At 66.7% G+C, this 20,039-nt stretch carries 20 protein-coding genes and 1 pseudogene; 14 read left to right on the plus strand and 7 right to left on the minus strand.

Annotation, left to right across the window (positions count from 1 at the left end; all coding sequences use genetic code 11):
- Positions 1-108: 108 nt before the first annotated feature.
- Together ACIUM1_RS01225 and ACIUM1_RS01230 are read left to right on the plus strand one after the other, a co-directional pair.
- Positions 109-681, plus strand: a pseudogene (locus ACIUM1_RS01225) (hypothetical protein); the annotation flags it as partial.
- A gap of 158 nt (positions 682-839) precedes the next feature.
- Complete coding sequence (locus tag ACIUM1_RS01230; protein ID WP_406815501.1) at positions 840-1,139, plus strand: DUF503 domain-containing protein; 300 nt, start codon at positions 840-842, stop codon at positions 1,137-1,139.
- 18 nt (positions 1,140-1,157) lie between these two features.
- Here the strand turns inward: ACIUM1_RS01230 and trmI are convergent, their stop codons facing one another.
- A complete protein-coding gene (gene trmI / locus ACIUM1_RS01235) occupies positions 1,158-2,003 on the minus strand; it encodes a tRNA (adenine(58)-N(1))-methyltransferase TrmI (protein ID WP_406815502.1) in 846 nt (281 codons plus the stop codon).
- Between the two features lie 74 nt (positions 2,004-2,077).
- On the opposite strand from trmI, the gene ACIUM1_RS01240 reads away from it, so the two are divergent.
- Complete coding sequence (locus ACIUM1_RS01240) at positions 2,078-2,974, plus strand: RecB family exonuclease (RefSeq protein WP_406815503.1); 897 nt, start codon at positions 2,078-2,080, stop codon at positions 2,972-2,974.
- A gap of 21 nt (positions 2,975-2,995) precedes the next feature.
- Here ACIUM1_RS01240 and ACIUM1_RS01245 read toward each other — a convergent pair whose 3' ends face one another.
- From ACIUM1_RS01245 to ACIUM1_RS01265, 5 genes are all read right to left on the minus strand, one after another.
- Positions 2,996-4,366 (minus strand): FAD-containing oxidoreductase, encoded by a 1,371-nt coding sequence (locus ACIUM1_RS01245; protein ID WP_406815504.1) that lies wholly within the window; start codon positions 4,364-4,366, stop codon positions 2,996-2,998.
- Entirely contained in the window at positions 4,363-4,875 is a 513-nt protein-coding gene (locus ACIUM1_RS01250; RefSeq protein WP_406815505.1) for a DUF4126 domain-containing protein, read from the minus strand. The genes ACIUM1_RS01245 and ACIUM1_RS01250 overlap by 4 nt, the downstream gene beginning before the upstream one ends.
- Before the next feature lie 130 nt (positions 4,876-5,005).
- Positions 5,006-5,860, minus strand: a complete 855-nt coding sequence (hisG, locus tag ACIUM1_RS01255) for an ATP phosphoribosyltransferase (RefSeq protein WP_406817891.1) — start codon at positions 5,858-5,860, stop codon at positions 5,006-5,008.
- Positions 5,861-5,862: 2 nt separating this feature from the next.
- Complete coding sequence (locus tag ACIUM1_RS01260) at positions 5,863-6,144, minus strand: phosphoribosyl-ATP diphosphatase (protein WP_406815506.1); 282 nt, start codon at positions 6,142-6,144, stop codon at positions 5,863-5,865.
- A gap of 53 nt (positions 6,145-6,197) precedes the next feature.
- Entirely contained in the window at positions 6,198-6,797 is a 600-nt protein-coding gene (locus ACIUM1_RS01265; RefSeq protein ID WP_406815507.1) for a TetR family transcriptional regulator, read from the minus strand.
- Positions 6,798-7,101: 304 nt separating this feature from the next.
- Here ACIUM1_RS01265 and ACIUM1_RS01270 point away from each other — a divergent pair, with 304 nt between their 5' ends.
- The 11 genes from ACIUM1_RS01270 (at position 7,102) to malQ (ending at position 19,742) form a co-directional block, all read left to right on the plus strand.
- On the plus strand, positions 7,102-7,944 hold the full coding sequence (locus ACIUM1_RS01270; RefSeq protein WP_406815508.1) for an MlaE family ABC transporter permease: 843 nt from the start codon (positions 7,102-7,104) through the stop codon (positions 7,942-7,944).
- Between the two features lies 1 nt (position 7,945).
- A complete protein-coding gene (locus ACIUM1_RS01275; protein ID WP_406815509.1) occupies positions 7,946-8,809 on the plus strand; it encodes an ABC transporter permease in 864 nt (287 codons plus the stop codon).
- A 23-nt stretch (positions 8,810-8,832) separates the two neighbouring features.
- The gene (locus tag ACIUM1_RS01280) at positions 8,833-10,401 is read left to right on the plus strand and encodes an MCE family protein (protein ID WP_406815510.1); all 1,569 of its coding nucleotides are present in this window, start codon (positions 8,833-8,835) and stop codon (positions 10,399-10,401) included.
- Positions 10,398-11,453 carry an MlaD family protein gene (locus ACIUM1_RS01285; protein WP_406815511.1) on the plus strand — a complete coding sequence of 352 codons (1,056 nt, stop codon included), beginning with the start codon at positions 10,398-10,400 and terminating at the stop codon, positions 11,451-11,453. Before ACIUM1_RS01280 ends, ACIUM1_RS01285 begins: the two co-directional genes overlap by 4 nt.
- Entirely contained in the window at positions 11,446-12,501 is a 1,056-nt protein-coding gene (locus ACIUM1_RS01290) for an MCE family protein (protein WP_406815512.1), read from the plus strand. Before ACIUM1_RS01285 ends, ACIUM1_RS01290 begins: the two co-directional genes overlap by 8 nt.
- Positions 12,498-13,613: an MCE family protein gene (locus ACIUM1_RS01295; RefSeq protein ID WP_406815513.1), complete on the plus strand. Its 1,116-nt coding sequence runs from the start codon at positions 12,498-12,500 to the stop codon at positions 13,611-13,613. Before ACIUM1_RS01290 ends, ACIUM1_RS01295 begins: the two co-directional genes overlap by 4 nt.
- Complete coding sequence (locus tag ACIUM1_RS01300) at positions 13,610-14,821, plus strand: MCE family protein (protein ID WP_406815514.1); 1,212 nt, start codon at positions 13,610-13,612, stop codon at positions 14,819-14,821. Before ACIUM1_RS01295 ends, ACIUM1_RS01300 begins: the two co-directional genes overlap by 4 nt.
- Entirely contained in the window at positions 14,818-16,077 is a 1,260-nt protein-coding gene (locus ACIUM1_RS01305; protein WP_406815515.1) for an MlaD family protein, read from the plus strand. The genes ACIUM1_RS01300 and ACIUM1_RS01305 overlap by 4 nt, the downstream gene beginning before the upstream one ends.
- Before the next feature lie 32 nt (positions 16,078-16,109).
- Positions 16,110-16,853, plus strand: coding sequence for a DUF3329 domain-containing protein (locus ACIUM1_RS01310; protein WP_406815516.1), 744 nt, complete (start codon positions 16,110-16,112; stop codon positions 16,851-16,853).
- A gap of 18 nt (positions 16,854-16,871) precedes the next feature.
- Complete coding sequence (locus ACIUM1_RS01315; RefSeq protein ID WP_406815517.1) at positions 16,872-17,639, plus strand: mannan-binding family protein; 768 nt, start codon at positions 16,872-16,874, stop codon at positions 17,637-17,639.
- A gap of 102 nt (positions 17,640-17,741) precedes the next feature.
- Complete coding sequence (malQ, locus tag ACIUM1_RS01320; RefSeq protein WP_406815518.1) at positions 17,742-19,742, plus strand: 4-alpha-glucanotransferase; 2,001 nt, start codon at positions 17,742-17,744, stop codon at positions 19,740-19,742.
- Between the two features lie 12 nt (positions 19,743-19,754).
- Here malQ and ACIUM1_RS01325 read toward each other — a convergent pair whose 3' ends face one another.
- Positions 19,755-20,030 (minus strand): hypothetical protein, encoded by a 276-nt coding sequence (locus ACIUM1_RS01325; protein WP_406815519.1) that lies wholly within the window; start codon positions 20,028-20,030, stop codon positions 19,755-19,757.
- Positions 20,031-20,039 lie beyond the last annotated feature (9 nt).

Below are 20,039 nucleotides of genomic sequence, written 5' to 3' on the forward strand. Positions count from 1 at the left end.
TCGCAGCCCCAGCCGTCGATGTGACTTCCGTTGCACCCATCGGCCTGACCTTAGCGACGCCCTTCCTTCGCGAAGTGGCCAGAGCCGCCTAGCCGGCCGACCGACTGGATGCACCGGCCACTGTCCGTAGCGCTCGGCGCCGCCACCGCCCTGGTGGCGGCCGGGCTCGCGGCATGTTCGTCGCCGCACCCGAAGAGTGATTCGTCGGCCACCTCTTCGCTGCCACCGGCCTCGTCGAGCCAGGTTGCTGCGCCGGTCACGGCTCCCCTGCCGCCGCCCGAAGCTCTCACCGATGTGCTCACCAGGCTGGCCGACCCGAACGTTCCGGGAACCAGCAAGGTGAACCTGGTGGAAGGAGCGACGCCGGAGAGCGCGGGGACTCTGGACAAGTTCACCAACGCATTGCGCGACAACGGCTATCTGCCCATGACCTTCAACGCCAGGGACATCGCGTGGTCGGACAAGAACCCGTCGAACGTGCAGGCCACCATCGCCGTGCACACCGCCCAGGCGAACAACCCCGACTTCACCTTCCCGATGGAATTCACCCCTTTCCAAGGCGGTTGGCAGCTGTCCCGGCACACCGCCGAAATGCTGTTGGCGCTGGGGAAGTCACCGACGGCCCCCACTTCGGGGGCTGCCCCGCCTCCGCCTGCACCGGGCCCGCCGCCCGCGCCGCCACCGCCCGAGCCCGCCCCGGCGCCCGCAGCGCCGCCCGCAGCGCCACCGCCACCGCCAGCGGCTCCGCCGCCCGCACCGCCGCCGCCTCCCGCCCCGGAACCTGCCGCCCCGGCTCCGGAGCCGGCCCCCGAGCAAACCCCACCGGGTTGACCCGCGGCATGTGGATCGGCTGGCTCGAGTTCGACGTGTTACTCGGCGACGTTCGGTCACTGAAAGAGAAGCGGTCGGTCATCCGTCCCGTCGTGGCGGAGCTGCAGCGAAAGTTCAGCGTGTCGGCCGCCGAGACGGGTTCGCATGAGCTGTATCGGCGAGCGGGCATCGGCGTCGCGACGGTGTCCGGCGACCGCGGCCACGCCGTCGACGTCCTGGACGCCGCCGAGCGGCTGGTGGCCGCCCATCCCGAGTTCGAGCTGCTGTCGGTGCGACGCTCTCTGGTGCGCAGCGAGGACCTCGCCTAGCCCGATGGTGGCGACCAGCTATCCGTCGCGACCTTCGCGCTTACGGCCCAGCGGCACGGGCGCGACCACGCCGGGCGCGAGGCGCCGGGTGAAGATCAGGAAGGCGGTGTGCCCGCGCATCGAATGCTGCGGCCGGACCGCGAGACCGACGACGTTCCAGCCGCGTTGCAATGTCTCCCAGGACCGCGGTTCGGTCCAGCACTGCTGCGCCCGCAGCGCCTCGACCGCGCGCGACAGCTGGGTGACGGTGGCCACGTAGATGATCAGCACGCCGCCGGGGACCAGCAGTCGCGCGACGGACTCCAGCACCTCCCACGGCGCGAGCATGTCGAGCACGGCGCGGTCGAAGGAACCGTCGGGCAGCTCGGAGTCGGCGAGGTCGCTGATGATCAGCTGCCAGTTGCCGGGTGCCTGGCCGCCGTGAAACACCGACACATTGCGTTCGGCGTGCTCGGCATGGTCGGCGCGCTGCTCATAGGAAGTCACCCGGCCCTCGGGCCCGACGGCGCGCAGCAGCGAACAGGTCAGCGCGCCGGAGCCGGCGCCGGCCTCCAGCACCCGCGCGCCCGGGAAGATGTCGCCCTCGTGCACGATCTGGGCGGCGTCCTTGGGGTAGATCACCTGGGGCCCGCGGGGCATCGACATGACGTAGTCGATCAGCAGCGGACGCATCACCAAGTAGACGGCGTTGTTGCTGGACTTGACCACGCTGCCCTGCTCCAGCCCGATCAGCGCGTCGTGCGGGATCGCCCCGCGGTGCGTGTGAAACTCGGCGCCCGCGGTGAGCACGACCGTGTAGTGCCGGCCCTTGGCATCGGTGAGTTGGACACGCTCGCCCTCGGTGAACGGGCCGGTTACGGACACGCGGTCTAGCGTGCCAGTCGACTCGCCGCAGCAGGTGTTTGGGGGTTGTCGGTGCCCAGTCCTAGGCTGCCCACATGATCGTCCAGCCGGAGGCGCCCGAGTCGGCACAGCGCCCGGCGGAACAGGTGTACCGCCCGGCCCTGTCGCCGTCGCGGGCCGCGGACTTCAAGCAGTGCCCGCTGCTGTATCGGTTCCGGGCCATCGACCGGTTGCCGGAGGCGCCGTCTGCCGCGCAGCTGCGCGGTTCGCTGGTCCACGCCGCCCTGCAGCAGCTTTATGGCCTGCCCGCCGAGCGGCGCGGCCCCGACACCGCGATGTCGCTGCTGGAACCCGCGTGGGAGCAGATCACCGAAGCTTCACCCGAGATCACCGCCGAGCTGGCTCCGGAGCAGCGCACCCAGCTGCTGGCCGAGGCGCAGGCGCTACTGGCCGGGTACTACCGGCTCGAGGACCCCACCCGCTTCAACCCGGAGTGTTGCGAGCAGCGGGTGGAGGTCGAACTCGCCGACGGCACGCTGTTGCGCGGCTTCATCGACCGGATCGATGTCGCCGCCACCGGCGAGCTGCGGGTGGTCGACTACAAGACCGGCAAGGCGCCGCCGGCCGCCCGGGCCTTGGCCGAGTTCAAGGCCATGTTCCAGATGAAGTTCTACGCGGTGGCACTGTTGCGTTCGCGCGGCGTGCCGCCCACCCGGTTGCGGCTGATCTATCTGGCCGACGGCCAGGTGCTCGACTACACGCCGGACCACGATGAGCTGCTGCGGTTCGAGAAGACCCTGATGGCGATCTGGCGGGCGATCCAATCCGCCGGGCAGTCCGGCGATTTCCGCCCCACTCAGTCGCGGTTGTGTGACTGGTGTCCGCACCAGCAGCACTGCCCGCTTTACGGCGGCACCCCGCCGCCCTACCCCGGGTGGCCGGAAGCTCTTGGCGCGCAGACCGATTCGCATCCGAGCGAACCGGCGGCCTGACGACCGGCTCCGCGCTCGCTCCTAATCGAGGGGCGTCAGCTCCTGCAGCATCGTGGGAATCAGCTCGCTGACGGTGGGATGGATCTGCATGGTGCGCGACAGCGTGGTGTAGGGCGCTTTGGCCGACATGACGTCCAGGATGCCGTGAATGGCCTCGTCACCACCGACACCGAGGATGGCGGCGCCCAAGATCTGCCGGGTGTCGGCGTCCACCACGACTTTCATGAAGCCTTGTGTCTCACCCTTTTCCACCGCCCGGCCGACCCTGGTCATCGGACGCTTGCCAACCAGTGCCTTGCGGCCCGACGCGCGGACCTGATCGACGGTCATGCCGGCACGCCCCAGCGGCGGATCGATGTAAAGCGCGTAGGTGGTGATGCGGTCGCTCACCCGGCGCGGGTCGCCGTCCAGGAGATTGGCGGCGACGATCTCGAAGTCGTTGTAGGAGGTGTGGGTGAATGCGCCCTTGCCGTTGCAGTCGCCCATCGCCCAGATGTGATCGACGCTGGTCTTGAGCTGGTCGTCGACCACGATGTAGCCACGGGCGTCGGTCCGCACCCCGGCCGCTTCCAGCCCCAGGTCGTCGGTGTTGGGGCGCCGGCCCACCGCCAGTAGCAGGTGACTGCCGTCGACGGTTGCGGCGCCTTCGCGAGGGGTCAACTCGAAACCGTTGCTGCTCTTGGTTATTCGCATATCGTCGGCGCCGACGATGACATCGATGCCTTCGGCCCGCAGGATTTCTTCGACGCTGGCCGAGATATCCTCGTCTTCGCGCGACGCCAGCCGCGGTCCCCGTTCGACGACGGTCACCCGCGCCCCGAACCGCCGGTACATCTGCGCGAACTCAAGCGCGATGTAACTGCCCCCGAGGATGACGAGATGTGCTGGCACCGTGTCGAGTTCGAGAATCGACACGTTGGTGAGAAACTCGACGTCGGACAGGCCCGGGATGTCGGGCACCACGGCACGTCCGCCGACGTTGAGGAAGACGCGGTCGGCGTGCAGCGCAGCGTCGCCGACCCGCACCGTGTGCGGATCCTGGAAGACCGCGTGCCCTCGAAAAACGGTGCAGCCCTTCATGCCCTCGAGCCAATCCTCGACGCCCTTGCGGTCGCCCAGCATGATCTCGTCCTTGCGGGCCTTGACCTTGGCCATGTCGACGGTGACCGGGCCGGTCCCGACGCCGTATTCCGCGCCGCGGCGCGCCAGATGCGCGGCGTGCGCGGAGGCCACCAGCGTCTTGGTCGGGATGCATCCGGTGTTGACGCAGGTGCCACCGATCAGCTTGCGCTCCACCATCGCGACGCGCTGGCCGGCTGCGGTCAGCCGGCCAGCCAGCGGCGGGCCGGCCTGCCCGGCGCCGACGATGATCGCATCGAAGTGTTCTGTCACTTAACGGCCGAGAGCAGGTACTCGGTCAACACGTGGCCCGTCGCCGCAAGGATGGCGAACCCGCCCAGGATCGCTACGGCGTCCTCGAGCAATGCGATCGGCAAGTCCTTGCCGCCCGTCGCGGCGACCAGCCGCTTGCGTGCGTGGTAGCCGCCGAGGGTGCCCAGTACCGCGCCGATGACGCCGGCGCCGAGCGCGGTGAACGTCCAATGCGGCCAGGCGCCAAGGGCCGCACCCGCGAGCCCACCGGTGACGATCCGGGCCGCGAAGATCGGCGGCGCGGTGCGCGCCGGCGTCTTGGGCAGCTTGTCGTTGACCAGTTCACCGACGGCGAGAACGGTCAAGACGATGACCGTGATGATGCTGGCCATCCAGCCAGCCCAGGTGCCGTGCAGATCGATCCAGCCGATGAAGGCGGCCCAGGCGACGACGGCGGGCGCGGTCAGCGACCGCAGGCCGGCCACCACACCAATCAGCAGAGCCAGCAAGACAAGAAGTGCGTGTGTCACGGTAGACCCTCCTGGGAGACGAACAGCCGGCGACCGAACCGGGGACGGCTCACACGCCACCCTGGGCAGTCCTTGAGGCGGACGCTAACACAGCAGCGGGGATTGCACCGGGTGCGTAATCAGAACCGGATCAGAACCGGCAAAACCTGATGTCGGACGCCAGGATCGCCTTGGCGCCAATCGCGGCCAACTCGTCCATGATCTCGTTGACGCCCCGACGTGGCACCAGCGCGCGGATTGCGACCCAGTTCGGATCGGCCAGGGGTGCGATGGTGGGCGATTCCAGTCCCGGCGTGATCGCGGTGGCCCTGTCCTGCACCGAGCGGGGGCAGTCGTAATCGAGCATCAGGTACTGCTGGCCGAACACCACGCCCTGGATCCGCGCTACCAGTTGATCGCGCGCCGCTAGTGTGCCGGACTTGCTGCTCTGGTCGCTCTCGATCAGCACCGCTTCGGAATCGCACAGCGGTTCACCGAAGGCCACCAGGTCGTGCAGGCTCAGGGTGCGCCCGGATCCGACCACGTCGGCGATGGCGTCGGCCACGCCGAGTTGTACCGAGATCTCCACCGCGCCGTCGAGCCTGATGACGGTTGCCTCAATACCGCGTCGCGACAAGTCTTTTCGGACCAGGTTCGGGTAGGCGGTGGCGATCCTCTTGCCGGCCAGATCGGCGATCTCCCAGTCGCGCCCGGCCGGTCCGGCGTAACGGAAACTCGACGAGCCGAATCCGAGCGCCAGCCGTTCGCGCACCGGCGCGTCGGAATCGCCCACCAGGTCCCGGCCGGTGATGCCGAAATCGAGCTCTCCTGAACCCACGTAGATGGCAATGTCCTTGGGCCGCAGGAAGAAGAACTCGACCTGGTTGGCCGGGTCGATGACGGTCAGGTCTTTGGTATCGGTCCGTCGCCGGTAGCCGGCCTCAGCGAGGATCTCGCTGGCCGGCTCGCTCAGCGTGCCCTTGTTGGGAACCGCAACGCGCAGCATGGTCATAGCTTCCGATACACGTCGTCGAGGGTCAGTCCGCGCGCCACCATCAACACCTGCGTCCAGTAGAGCAACTGGCTGATCTCCTCGGCCAGCGCCTCGTCGGGTTCGTGTTCGGCGGCCAACCAGACTTCGCCGGCTTCCTCGAGAATCTTTTTGCCCAGGCCGTGCACGCCGCCGTCCAGCGCGGCGACCGTGGCGCTGCCGGCCGGCCGGGTACGGGCGCGCTCGCCTAGTTCGGCGAACAGATCCTCGAAGGTCTTCACGGCCAGCGATTGTTTCACGCGGCGGCGAGCAAAGTCACGGCGGTTTAGCTCGGAACGTTTCTCGGCGCCGGTCAGTCGAACCCGGCGAGCGTGATTCGCAGCGCTTCTTCCAACTGCACGTGCAATGGCGGTCGCGCGGTGATGTCGGAGGCCAGCCACCCGTCGAGGACGAATTGCACTGTGGCCAAACTGGTGTGGACTAACAACGCCGGTCGAACGTCAACCATCGGATCCACGCCCATCCGATGCGCGACCTGCTCGATCAGCTTGTCCTGAACCGTTTCGCCGATCAGCACGGATTTGCTCAATAGGTGGGGGGCGGTCGCAACGGCGTGACGCCACGCATCGAGGTTGTCAACCTCGCTGGCATGCGTGGCGTGCGTGACCATTAGCTGAATCAACGCTTCGACCGCCGACTCATGTGGCGGTCTGGCGCTGTAGGTACCCACGATTTCGGCGGCCGCCTCCCGGACGGGATCGACCAGCAGCCCCTCCTTGGTGGGCGCGTACCGGAAATAGGTGCTGATGGAGATCCCCGCGGCCGCGGCGATGTCCTCGGTCGTCACCGCCTCGAAGCCGCGTTCCGCGAAAAGCCGGTGGGCGGTCTGTTGAATCTGTGAAAGCAGCTCAGCACGGCGTCGGTCACGCAACGATATGTTTGCTGAGGGCATGCCATCACCTTCGTCAATCCGACATTAGAACCCCGCGACGCCGTTTACCGGCGAACTCAGATGAGTGACTCTACACTATTGAAAGTCCCTATCAAGTACGCTAATGTGATGCAGCACACACCGATGAGCTGCAGAATCTTTGGGCTTGTTGACACTATTTTAATAAGAATAGGGTTCGACGCCGCACAATGTCTTCTGCTCGGCACTCGGGACTCAGGGGTGGGAAGAGGGCCGATGAAAGCGGTAGCTGGTACGCGATGACCTATGCTGTGGGTTTGCTGGGCGGACGGCAGGTCACGCCGCTATGACGACGACACAGCTTGATGGCGTCACCGCCATCCGGAACTGGTCCGTCGGTTACGTCAAACGTCACCCGGTTGCCTCGCTGACGACGGTAGGCGAGCAGTTCGTTCTGGGTGTGCGAACCGCTCAATATTTCTGCTACGACCTGGTGACCGGGCGATTCCAGTGGCAGGAGTTCGTCCGGCAGGGCGCGTTCATGGCCGGCACCGCCGTGTTGCCGACGATTCTGGTGTCGCTGCCGATCAGCGTGACGCTGTCGATCCAGTTCGCGTTGCTGGCCGGGCAAGTCGGTGCCACGTCCTTGGCCGGGGCGGCCAGCGGGCTCGCCGTCATCCGGCAAGGTGCGTCGCTGGTGGCCGCGGTCCTCATGGCGTCGGCGGTCGGTTCGGCCATCACCGCCGACCTGGGGTCGCGAACGATGCGCGAAGAAACCGACGCGATGGAGGTGATGGGCGTCTCGGTGATCCGCCGCCTGGTCGTCCCCCGCTTCGCCGCGGCGGTGATGATCGGTGTGGCGCTCACCGGCGTGGTGTGCTTCGCCGGTTTCTTCGCGAGCTACATGTTCAATGTCTACTTTCAGAACGGGGCGCCGGGCAGCTTCGTGTCGACATTCGCGTCGTTCGCGACGACCGGTGACATGGTCTTGGCGCTGCTCAAAGCGATCGTGTTCGGCGCCATCGTGGCCATCGTGTCGAGCCAGAAGGGCTTGTCCACCAAGGGCGGACCGACCGGCGTCGCGAACTCCGTGAACGCCGCTGTGGTCGAGGCGATCCTGCTGTTGATGATCGTCAACGTCGCCATCAGCCAGCTCTACATCATGTTGTCGCCCAGGACGGGGCTGTGAAGTGACGGCCTCGGCTTATCAACCCTTCGCACCGATTTCGGTGCCGCTCCTTCGGCTCTACCGTCGGGGCAGGGTACCGATCATCCGGCTCGGGCACCTGCTCGTCTTCTTCGTGCGCGCGCTGGTCGCGGTGCCACTCGCCTTGCGCCAGTACAGCGCCGAGTTCCTGCGGCTGCTGTCCAACATCACCTGGGGCAACGGCTCGATCGTGGTCGGTGGCGGCACCGCCGGCGTGGCGGTGGTGCTCGGCATGACCGTCGGCGCCCTCGTCGGCATCGAGGGCTACAACTTCCTCGATCTGCTCGGGCTCGGGCCCGCCACCGGGTTTGTCTCGTCATTGGTCAACACCCGCGAACTGGCTCCTCTGATGGCGTCGCTCGCGTTCGCCATGCAGGGCGGCTGCCGCTTCACCGCCCAGCTGGGATCCATGCGCATCGCCGAGGAGATCGACGCGATGGAATCGATTGCCATCCGCCCGATCCCCTACCTGGTGACCACCCGGCTGATCGCTTCGGTGGTCGCGATCGTCCCGCTGTACGCCGCATGCCTGGCGATCGGATACCTGAGCACACAACTCGTGGTCGAAATCGGCGGCGGCGGTTCGACAGGTTCCTATCTGCACTACTTCACCCTGATGCTGGCCGGCCAGGACATCGTCTACTCGTTGATCAAGGCGGTCATCTTCGTGTGGATCGCGTCCACGATCCAGTGCTACTACGGGTTTTACGCCGGCGGCGGGCCCGAGGGCGTCGGCGTCGCCGCAGGGCACGGCATGCGGGCCAGCATCACCGTGGTGATCATGGTGAACATGCTGCTCACCATGGCGCTGTGGGGCGTCGACTCCGGCGCAAGGTTCGGTGGGTAGTCCGGTGGCGAGGTCGGTGGGACATGCCCAACTCCTTTGAGCTGGACGGACGCGGCCCCTCCGACCGGCAGCTGTTCGGCATCGGCATTGCGGTCGTGGTGGTCAGCGCCTTGGTCACCGCCGCGATGTTGGTCAAATCCACTGGCAGGCTGGACGATTACGTCCGGGTGGTTGCCGACCTGGTAAACGTGGGCGATGGCCTCCCGCAGAAGTCCGACGTCAAATACCACGGCGTCCTGGTCGGAATGGTCAACGGCGTCGTGCCGGCGGCGCATGGCATGCCCAACTATGTCCACATCGACCTCAAAGAGCAGTACGCCAAGTCGATTCCGGCCAACGTGACCGCACGGGTGGTGCCCAGTAACGTCTTCGCCGTCTCGTCGGTCCAACTGGTGGGCCCCAACAGTTCAGGGGCCCCGGTCGCGAAGATCCGCGACGGCGCCCACATCGTGGAGGACAAGCGGCTGCCGACCGTCCTGTTCCAGACGACGGTCAGCAAGCTACGTGACCTGCTCGCCGCCGCGGGGCGCGATCGCGACGACAGGTCGGTGGGAATCCTGGCGGCGCTGGGCGCGGCCACCGACCACCGCCGCGTCACCCTGTTGAACGCCGGCGCGCAACTGAATCGGCTTCTGGATCAACTCAATTCGATTGTCAGTACCGACGAAGGCCCGTCGACGGTGTCGGCGCTGCTGGACGCGACGACCGGGCTCGCCCAGACGGCGCCCGATCTCCTCGATGCCCTGCATCAGGCCGTCGAGCCGATGCGGACCTTCGCCGAGACCCGCGGGCAGCTGACCTCGCTGCTGTCGGGCGCCGACTATACGGTCGGCACCACGCGCCAGTCCTTCGACAACCACATCGACCAACTGGTGCGCATCACCACCGATTTCACGCCGGTGCTCGGCATCCTGGCGCAGAAGTCGAATAATTTCGTGCCGGCCGTCGCCAAGCTGGACAACCTGGCCAACCAGTTCATGGAACAGGTGTGGAACCCCCGGACGAATCTGGGCAACATGCGCGCGATGCTGACCTTCACGCCCAGTTCCACCTACACGCGCGCCGATTGCCCGCATTACGGGGAACTGAAGGGCCCCAGCTGCTTTACCGCACCGCTGATTCCGGTGCGGCCCGATCTGCCCGAGGTGCTGCTGCCGCAGAACTATCACCCGCCCAAGGACCTGGCACCGCCGCCGGGCACGGTGATCGGCCCGGACGGAAACCTCGTCGCGGTGGGCCCACCGCTGATCAACCCCACTCCCAACCTGACCGATCCCAATCCACCGCTGGCCCCGGGGATCACACCGTCACCGCCGGTGCCCGGCAGCGCGAATCCCGACAACCCCTCGCCCGGTGCGCCGGCGACGCCGCAAGAGCACCAACCGTGGGTCGCGCCGGTGGCACCCAAGGCCCCGTGGATCCCACAAGCCTCCTTCGGAGGCAACGTGGGACCCGTTGGGAGCCAATACGAACGAAGCATGTTGAGCGTGATCACCGGAGCGCCCGCCACCGAAGCCACCGAGCTGCTGCTGGGACCGGTCGCCCGCGGCACCACCGTGTCATTAGCTCACCCGCCCGGGGAGGCCAAGTGAAATTTCGCGGCCCCCTCATCGCCCTGACCCTGTTCATGATCGTCTCGTTGACGCTGACGTGGCTGGTGTATGTGAGCCTGCGGCGTGACGTGGCCGGCGACACCGCCAGGTATTCGGCGGTGTTCACCGACGTGTACGGGCTTCGTGAAGGTGACGACGTCCGCATGGCCGGGGTGCGGGTGGGACGGGTCGAAAAGGTGGAACTGGACGGCAAACTGGCGAAGGTCTCCTTCGTGGTGCAGTCCGAGCAGCGGCTGTTCGGAAACACTCTCGCGTCGGTGACCTACCAGAACATCGTCGGGCAGCGTTACCTCGGACTGTCCTTGGGCAAAGAGGGCAGTCCGCAGCTGCTTCCGCCGGGCAGTACCATCCCGCTGGAGCGCACCGAGCCCTCTTTCGACGTGACCACGCTGCTCAACGGCTACGAACCGTTGTTCAGCTTGCTGAACCCGCACGACGCCGACAACCTCACCAAGGGCATCATCGCCTCGCTGCAGGGCGACACCTCGTCACTCACCACACTGGTCGGCCAAACCTCCACGCTGACGGAAACTTTCGCCGGCCGCGACCAAGCCCTCGGCAACGTGATCACCAACCTGAACAAGGTGGTCGGCAACCTCGCCCAGCAGAACGACAATCTCGACGGGGTGATCAGCCAGACCCGCAGCGTGGTCGGCGAGCTCGACCGGCGGCGGGCGGACCTGGTCGCCTCGGTCGGTTCGCTGGCCCGGGTGACCAACCGGTTGTCGTCCTCGGCAACCGACGTGTACCCGGCACTGCGCGAATTCATCGATCGTCAGCCCGGTGTCACCAAGCACATCATGGACGTCGAACCCCAGGTGGCCTTCTTCGGCGACAACATCCCGTTGCTGCTGAAAGGCCTTGCGCGAGTGGGCAATCAGGGCGCCTACGGCAACGCCTACGTGTGCGACGTGAACTTCATGGGGTTCTTCCCCGGGCTCAACGATGTGGTGCCCATCATCATCAACGCGGTCACACCGGGAAACAGGGCCTGGCACACCCCGCGCTGCAGGAGCACGGTCGATGGCTGAGGCGTCGGTAACGCATCGGCTTTCGGCGCTGAAGAAGCGTCCGCTGGAAAGCTACAACAAGACCTGGCTGGGGTTCATCGCCGTCGCGGTGGTCGCGGTGGTGATCGGCGTCATGCTGCTGGTGCATACGATCGGCGCCGGCTATCGGCACTACACCGCCGAGTTCCTGCAAGCGGCCTCGCTGCGGGCCGGCAATCCGATCGTGGTCGCGGGCATCCCGGTGGGCAACGTGACCAGCATGAAACTCGCCGGGGACCATGTCGAGGCCGGGCTGAAGGTCCGCGACGACATCAAGCTGGGCAAGGACTCACGGGCGCAGATCAGGGTCACCACCATCCTGGGTTCGCGTTACCTCGCGCTGCAACCCGATGGCCCGGCGCGGCTGCCCGACAATACCTTCGACCTGGCGCACACCGAGGTGCCCTACGACCTGCAGGCCGCGTTGCAGGACGCCACCACCACTTTCGAGCAGGTCGACTCCGACAGGTTCGCCCAGTCGCTGGCGGTGCTGGGCAAGCAACTGCAGGGCCTGCCCGCCGTTGTGCCGCAGGCGATCACGAACATCAACACGCTTTCCTCGATCATCGCGGTACGGCGCGACCAGCTCGGGCGGCTGCTCCGCAGCACCGAGCAGGTGACGAACACGCTGCGCCGCCAGCAGGCCGGTATCGGCGCCCTGGTCGACCAGGGGCAGGACCTGCTTGGCCAATTCGTCGCGCGGCGGGTCGTTTTCCACGCGATGATGCAGTCCCTGTCCAGCCTCGTCGACACCATGAGCCAGGTGGTGATCGACGACCGCTCGGGCCTGGACGCGCTGATCAAGGACATGCGCGACTTCACCAACTTGGTGTCCCAACACGACGACCTGCTGCACAGCATGCTGCAGACCAGCCCGATCTTCTTCCGCGAGGCGGCCAACCTCACCGGCGACGGCAACGCGATCAACTTCAACGCCCCCAACGTCCCACTGATCGACTCGTGGATGTGCGCAATCAGCGGCCGCGCCAAGCAGTTCGGCATGATCCAGTACTTCAAGGACTGCAAATGAGGGGGCTGGGCGCCAAGGCGCTGGCCGTCGTCGCCGCGGTCGTGGTCATCGCCGCGGCGGTCGGCATCGGCTGGTGGACCCTGGGTTCCGACGAGGACGCGATCACGGTGACCGCCCAGTTCGACAGCGCCTCAGGCCTCTACGAAGGCAACGAGGTGGCGGTGCTGGGCATGCCGGTGGGCAAGATCACCAAGATCAATGCCAAGGGCGGCTATGTCGAAGTCGAATTCACCATCGACCGGCACGTCAAGGTGCCCGCCACCGCGCAGGCCGTCACGGTGTCGACCTCGATTCTCACCGACCGCCAGATCGAGCTCACTCCTCCGTATCGCGGTGGGCCGGTCCTGGAGAACCACGACACCATCGGGTTGCCCCGGACCAAGACGCCCGTCGAATTCAGCAGCGTCCTCAACGTTTTGGACAAGGTGACCAAGTCGCTCGAGGGTGACGGCCACGGCGGTGGACCGATCGCCGACGTGCTCAACGGCGGTACCGAGGTGGTCAACGGAAACGGCGCAAGGATCAAGGCGGCGCTGGGTGAGCTGTCCAAGGCGCTGCGGCTGTCCAGCGACGGTGGGGCGGCGACCCGCGAGCAGATCACCACGATCGTCAAAAACATCAGCACGCTGTTCGATGCCGTGGCGGCCAACGACGGCAAGTTGCGCGAATTCGCCTCCACCATCCACCAAGTCAGCCAGATCATGGCCGACGAAGACCTCGGCAGCGGCAGCACCGGACACAAACTCGACCAACTGATCCAGCGCGCCGGGGACCTGCTCGACGAAAACCGGGACAACGTCAAACAGGCCGTCCTGCACGGCAATGACACGCTGAAGACGGTCACCGACCAGCGGCGTGACCTGGCCGAACTGCTGGATCTGGCTCCGCTGGTGGCCGACAACGCCTACAACATGATCGACCGGGCCAACGGCAGCGTACGCGCCCGCTTCCTCACGGACCGGTTGCTCTTCGACAGCCAGTACACCAAAGAGATCTGCAACCTGATGGGCCTTCGGCAACTGGGCTGCAGCACCGGGACCATCCAGGACTTCGGTCCGGACTTCGGGTTGACGTATGTGCTGGACGGCATGGCCGCCATGGGGCAGAAATGATCACGGGCGCGCGGGGCATGCTGATGGCGGTGGCCGCGGCGCTGGTCACCGCGGGATGCGCAACGAATGGCCTTGCCAGCCTGCCCCTTCCGGCCCCTGGGCTGGGCTCGGGCGGGTATTCGCTGAATGCGGTGTTCTCCAACGCGCTCAACCTACCGATGAACGCCAAGGTCAAACTCGCCGGCGCCGACGTCGGGCAGCTCGAATCGATGGTCGCACGCAATTACACCGCGGTCACCCGGCTACGCATCCGGGACGGCGTGCAGCTGCCGCGGGGCAGCACCGCCGAATTGCGCACCGCCACACCGCTGGGCGACGTGTTCGTCGCACTGAAACCGCCGGCCGGCGATCCCGCGGACACGCCGCTGCTGCGCGACGGCGACACCATCGGGCTGGATTCGACCGCGGCCGCCGCGACCGTCGAGTCGGTGCTGAGCTCGGCGGCGATCCTGGTGAACGGCGGGGCGGTCCGCAATTTCACCAATATCATCAACGGTTTCGGCAAGGCGACCGGTGACCAGGGCCAGGCGTTCGGCGACATGATCCGCAAATCCAACGAGCTGCTCGGCACGTTGGATGCCCGCTCCGATCAGATCTCGCACGCGCTGACCCAATTGTCGCGCCTGGCCGACCAACTCGACGCCAAGAACCAGACCATCACTGACCTGATGACGGCCGCCGGCCCCGCCACGTCGGCGCTGGCTGACAACACCAGTCAGCTTTCCAACCTGGCGGTGCAGGTGGGTGACACCTCCCGGCTGCTGGCCAGGTTCCCGTCGATCGGCGGAACCGACACCAGCGGCCGCAGCATGATCCGCGACCTGAACACCATCGCCGGGGCCGCCAACGACGTGGCGATGAGCCCCGATACCAGCTGGCTATCGATAAACCGGTTGATCCCCGCGTTGGTCAAATCCACTGCGGGGAACTCGATTTCGGTGAATGTCAGCGTGGACAAAATCATGCTCGGATCGCTCCCGGATATCGGGTTCCCCGGTGACATCGGGCTGCACGGACCGCACCACTACAACGTGAACCTGCTGGTCGGCACCCTCAAGTACACCCTGTGGCGGCTGCAGGAACGCGTGGTCAGCCGGGGGCCGAACTCGCCACAGGTTCCGGTCATCCCGGACCCGAACATCCCGGGTCAAATCGACGTCGCCCCCGGGCCTGCGCCGGCCGCACCGCCACCGGGACCGCAACCATGATCGGCGCCTTCGCCGACTCCGCGAATGTTCTCGTCCGCGCGGTGCGCACCGGTCACCGGCACCAGGTCTGGCTGTCGGTGGCAGGCCTGGCACTCGTCCTGGTCGTGGCCACCGCCTATCTGCTGATCGGCGCGTTGCGGGTGAAGCCCTTCGCCTCGTCCTACCGGGTCACCGTGCAGTTGGCCGAATCCGGTGGCCTGCTGCCCAATCAGGACGTCGCACTGCGCGGCGTGCGCATGGGCCGCGTCGAGTCGTTGCAGATCACCGACAACGGCGTGAACGCCGTCGCCAGCATCGCCTCGACGGTGCGGGTCCCGGCGAACAGCGTCGTGCACGTGTCGGCGCTCTCGCCGGCCGGTGAGCAGTACATCAACTTCGAAGCCGCGTCCGACGCCGGTCCGTATCTGCACGACGGCAGCATCATCGCCCCAGACCACACCACCGTCCCGGTCAGCTTGGCGCAGTTGCTCGGTGACGCCGACGGGCTACTGGCCCAGGTGGATCCGCACAAGATCGAGTTGATCAAGAAGGAATTGAGCCTGAGCAGGGAGGGTCCGGCGAAGCTGACCGCCGTCGTCGACGGCGGCACGTTCCTGCTCTCGACGCTTGATTCGGTGCTGCCCCAAACCACCAGCATCATCAAGACCAGTCGCGTCGTGCTCACCCTGGCGAGCGACAAGAACAGTGGATTGGGCGCCACCGCAACCGAACTCAATCAAACGCTGACCGGCGTCGCCAGAATGCAGGCCGGCTATCGACGGTTGACGCAGCAGACGCCGCGCACCCTTTCGGCCGTCGACAACCTGTTCGCGGACAACTCCGACACCATGGTGCAGTTGCTGGGCAGCATGGCGACCATGTCGCAACTGTTCTATCTGCGCGTCCCCGCGCTCAACGCGCTGTTCCCCGACTACCGCGGGTCGGTGTTGGATGCGGTGACGAGCGCCTTTCACGATAACGGCGTCTGGGCGACGGCCGACCTGTATCCCCGCTACGTGTGTGACTACGGCACGCCGGCGCATGCCTCCTCCGCCGCCGACTACTACGAGCCGTTCATGTACACCTACTGCCGCGACGACGACCCGGCGGTCTCGATCCGCGGCGCCAAGAACGCGCCCCGACCGGGCGGCGACGACACCGCCGGACCGCCGCCCGGCGCGAACCTGGGCCAGCGGACCGATCCGACTCCGCGGGGCCGCTACACGATTCCCACCCCCTACGGCGGTCCGCCGCTGCCGATCGAACCGCCGCACTGAGGCCCCGCACCCGCCGAACCGACCTTTAGGAGATGATCGTGGTCGTGACTACCAAGAAGACCCCGAAAGCCGAAAACACCGACACGGAATCGGGCGCCGAAACACCGGACGTTGCAAGCGAAGACGCCGAGGTGGCGAGCGCCGACGAATCCGCCGACGCAGCTGGGGACTCGGCCGACGACCCGGCCACCGACGAGGACGGCGAGCGGGCCGACGACGACCAGAACGATGACAACGAGGACGATGGCGGCGTGCTGCTCAAAGGCAAGCGCCCGGAGACCGGGCGCGCCGGGCGGCCCTGGCGACGGTATCTGCGTCGCGGCGCGCTGCCGGCGTTACTTATTGCCTCGCTTACCATTTCGGTGTTTCTCGGGTGGCGGCAATGGCAGGACCATCAGTTGAAGGTGGCGGGCGAGCAGGCCCAACAGACGGCCGTCGGCTACGCGCAGGTGCTGACGAGCATCGACTCGAACAAGGTCGACGACAACTTCAAGCAGGTGCTCGACGGCGCGACGGGCGAATTCAAGGACATGTACACCCAGTCCAGCGTCAAGCTCCGGCAGCTGCTGATCGACAACAAGGCGACCGCGCACGGCGTGGTGGTCGACTCGGCCATCCAGTCCGAATCCGCCGACAGGGTGGTGGTGCTGCTCTTCATCGACCAGACCGTCACTAATACGGCCGCGCCCGACCCGCGCATCGACCGCAGCAGAATCAAGATGACCATGGAGAAGGTCGACGGTCGCTGGCGCGCCAGCAAAGTCCAACTCCTCTGAGCGAAGCGGAGCCACCTCATGCTCAAGAGACTGTCGGCGGCGGTCGTATTGGCCGCGGCCGCAACGCTTCCCGGCGTCGCTACCACCCACGCGTCGGCGCCGTCATTCTGCGGCGACCTCGGCGGCGACTGGGACGGCCAGTACTGCCACACCTCGGTGACGTCGGAACGCAACGCCGTGCGCGACATCAAGGTCGCCGTACCCGATGACCTCGTCGACAACCCGACCACCGGCCCGGTGATCCGGGACTACCTGCACACGCTGGTCAACAATTGGCGAAACGCCAACGGCAGCATGGCCGCCGACAGCTACGGCGAGGAGAATTTCGAGGTCTTCCGGCACGGCAATCTACTCAGCGCGGTGTTCCACGAGGACTATCACGCCGACGGGCCCAAACCCAACAACGCCTACCGGACGTTCACGTTCGACATGGCGGCCGGCAGACGGGTGCAGCTTGCCGATCTGACGACCTCCAATCCGCTGACCGCGATCCCGCCGCTGGCTGCGCCGTTCATCGATACGGCGCTCAATCAGGCTCCGCCACCGCATGATCCGGGTACATACCCGTTCATCCTCGACCGTTGGACTCCTGACAAGGTCTACTCGGGAGCGTACAAGGCGTGGGCGCTGACGCCCGACGAGCTGATCCTCTACATGCCCGACTATCCGGTCGGCCACGACGAGCCGATCAACTTCTCCACCGGCCTGCCGCAGTGGTTCATGGACGGCGGCACCGTGCAAGCCCACATCCCACTGTCGGCGCTGAGCCCGGTGCTGCGCATCTGAAGGGTGTGGGCGCCCGTGTAAGTCGTCCCAGGATGGGTACTTTGCCCAAGTGCGTCCGCCTCCTCGCCATCCCAGCACACCGGTCCGCCCCGCCATGCCGCCATGGAGAACGATTTGATGGCGTCACCGAAGCCGGTGCCCGACGACTTGCGCCAGCTGGCCGAGGCCCACGGAGTGGCTACCTTTTACCGCAATGAACGACGAGAACCCGTGTACGTCGACGCCGACGTGGTGGTCCGGGTACTCGCATTGCTCGAGGTCGACGCCGGCAGCGCCGCCGACCGGCGACGCGAACTGGCAAAACTGGCCGAACGCAAGCGCGCCGGGGCCCTGGCGCCAACGGTCGCGGTGCGGGTCGACGGTCGGCCGCACAGCGTTCCGGGAGCGGTGGCGCTGGTCGGCGAGGACGGCGACCAGATCGACGTGCGCGACGAGTTGCCCGCCGATCTGTCGCCGGGCTGGTACCGGCTGCACATCAGGGATGGCCAGCAAGTCACCTTGGTAGCGGCCCCGCCGCGGGTGCGCCGAACACCGGTTACCTGGGGGTGGATGCTGCAGCTGTATGCGCTGCGCTCGGACCGCTCATGGGGCATCGGCGATCTGGGCGACCTCCGCGACTTCATCGACTGGACCGCAGCGGCGCACGGCGCTGGCGCAGTACTGCTCAACCCGCTGAATGCGCCCGGACCCACGCATCCGGTGCAACCCTCCCCCTATACCCCGTCCAGTCGACGATTCGCCAACCCACTGGCGCTGCGCATCGAGGACCTCGACGCTTACCATCGAGCCGATCCACAAACCCGCGCTGAAGTCGACGCGCTGCGCGTCTCGTCCCGCACCGAGCGGATCGACCATGATCTGGTCTGGTCGGCGAAACGCGCTGCGCTGGAAACGCTTTGGCGCGCAGATAACCGACCCTGCCCACTGGACGACTCACCCTCATCCAGGGCGCTGCGCGACTGGGCCACTTACTGCGCGCTGGCCGAGCGACACGGCGGCCGCTGGTCGCAATGGCCCGAACCCCTGCGTAACGTCGATGGGCCGGCCGTCACCGCGGCTCGTCAGGAACTGGCACCCAGGATCGCTTTTCATGCCTGGGTGCAACAACGCTGCGCTGAACAGCTCGGCGAGGTTCGGAATGCGGCGCGAAAAGCGGGGATGGCGCTGGGCGTCTTACACGACCTCCCGGTCGGGGTCGACTCCGACGGCGCCGACGCGTGGGCCCTGGCGGACATGCTGGCCACCGGAGTTCATGTCGGTGCTCCCCCAGACAATTTCACGCCGCGCGGCCAGGACTGGGGGCTGCCGCCGTGGCGGCCGGACCGGCTCGCCGCCACTGGATACACCGCGCTGCGAGACATGCTGCGCGCCATCCTGGTTCACGCCGACGGCCTGCGGATTGACCACGTCGCGGGCTTGTGGCGGCTGTGGTGGATACCGCCCGGCGAGGCTGCCGACCGGGGTACCTACGTCCAGTACGACGCCGACACCATGCTCGCCGTGCTCGCGCTGGAAGCGCAGCGCGCAGGAGCGATCGTGGTGGGTGAGGACCTGGGCACCGTCGAGCCGGAAGTCACCGAAGCATTGGGCGACAACGGAATGCTGGGATGCGCGGTGTCCTGGTTCACCCGCGACGAATCGGCGCCAGGACAACCGTTGCTCCCCGCGTCGCGATGGCCCCAGCGCGCAGCCGCCAGCCTCTCTACCCACGACCTGCCCACCGTGGCCGGATTTTTTCGAGGAGAACACGTACGGGTGCGGGCCGAGCTCGGCCTGCTGGACGACGTGCCGGCCGAACGGGCCTCGGCCGAGAAGGAGAAAGCCGAGTGGCTGGCCTTGCTGCGTTCTGAAGGGTTGCTGCCGGCCGACCCGGACGAGCACGACATCATCGTCGCGATGCACCGCTTCTTGGCGGCGACCCCGAGCACGTTGAAACTGATCTCGCCGTACGACATCCTCGCCGAGCCGCGACAACCGAACTTGCCTGGCACCGTTGACGAGTACCCGAACTGGCGCTTACCGCTCCCGGAGACGCTCGAGCAGCTGCGCGTCGATCCACGGGTCGCCGAGATCACCGCCCTGTTTCAGGCCGTCGAGGACTGAGCGCGGCGCGGGTCAGTTGGCCCGCCGGCGACGCAGCTCGATGGAAATCACGTCGGCCATTTCCCGGCCTTCCGCCCTCTGCTGGTCGGTCGCGATGCCGGTGCGGCTGGCCGAGCGACCAATACTTGCCGCCAGTTCGCTGTAGTCCCAAGCCAAGTCGCTGACTTCTCGTTTCGTTCGGCCGAGCGCGGCGCACAGTGCTCCCACCATGCGACGAACATGGAGGGCCGTGGCGTCGACTGCGTCGACCGCGATGTTGGCGATCCGGTTCAACTGCCGCTCGAGCATGACATCCCT

This window comes from Mycobacterium sp. M23085, assembly GCF_045343915.1.
GTDB lineage: Bacteria > Actinomycetota > Actinomycetes > Mycobacteriales > Mycobacteriaceae > Mycobacterium.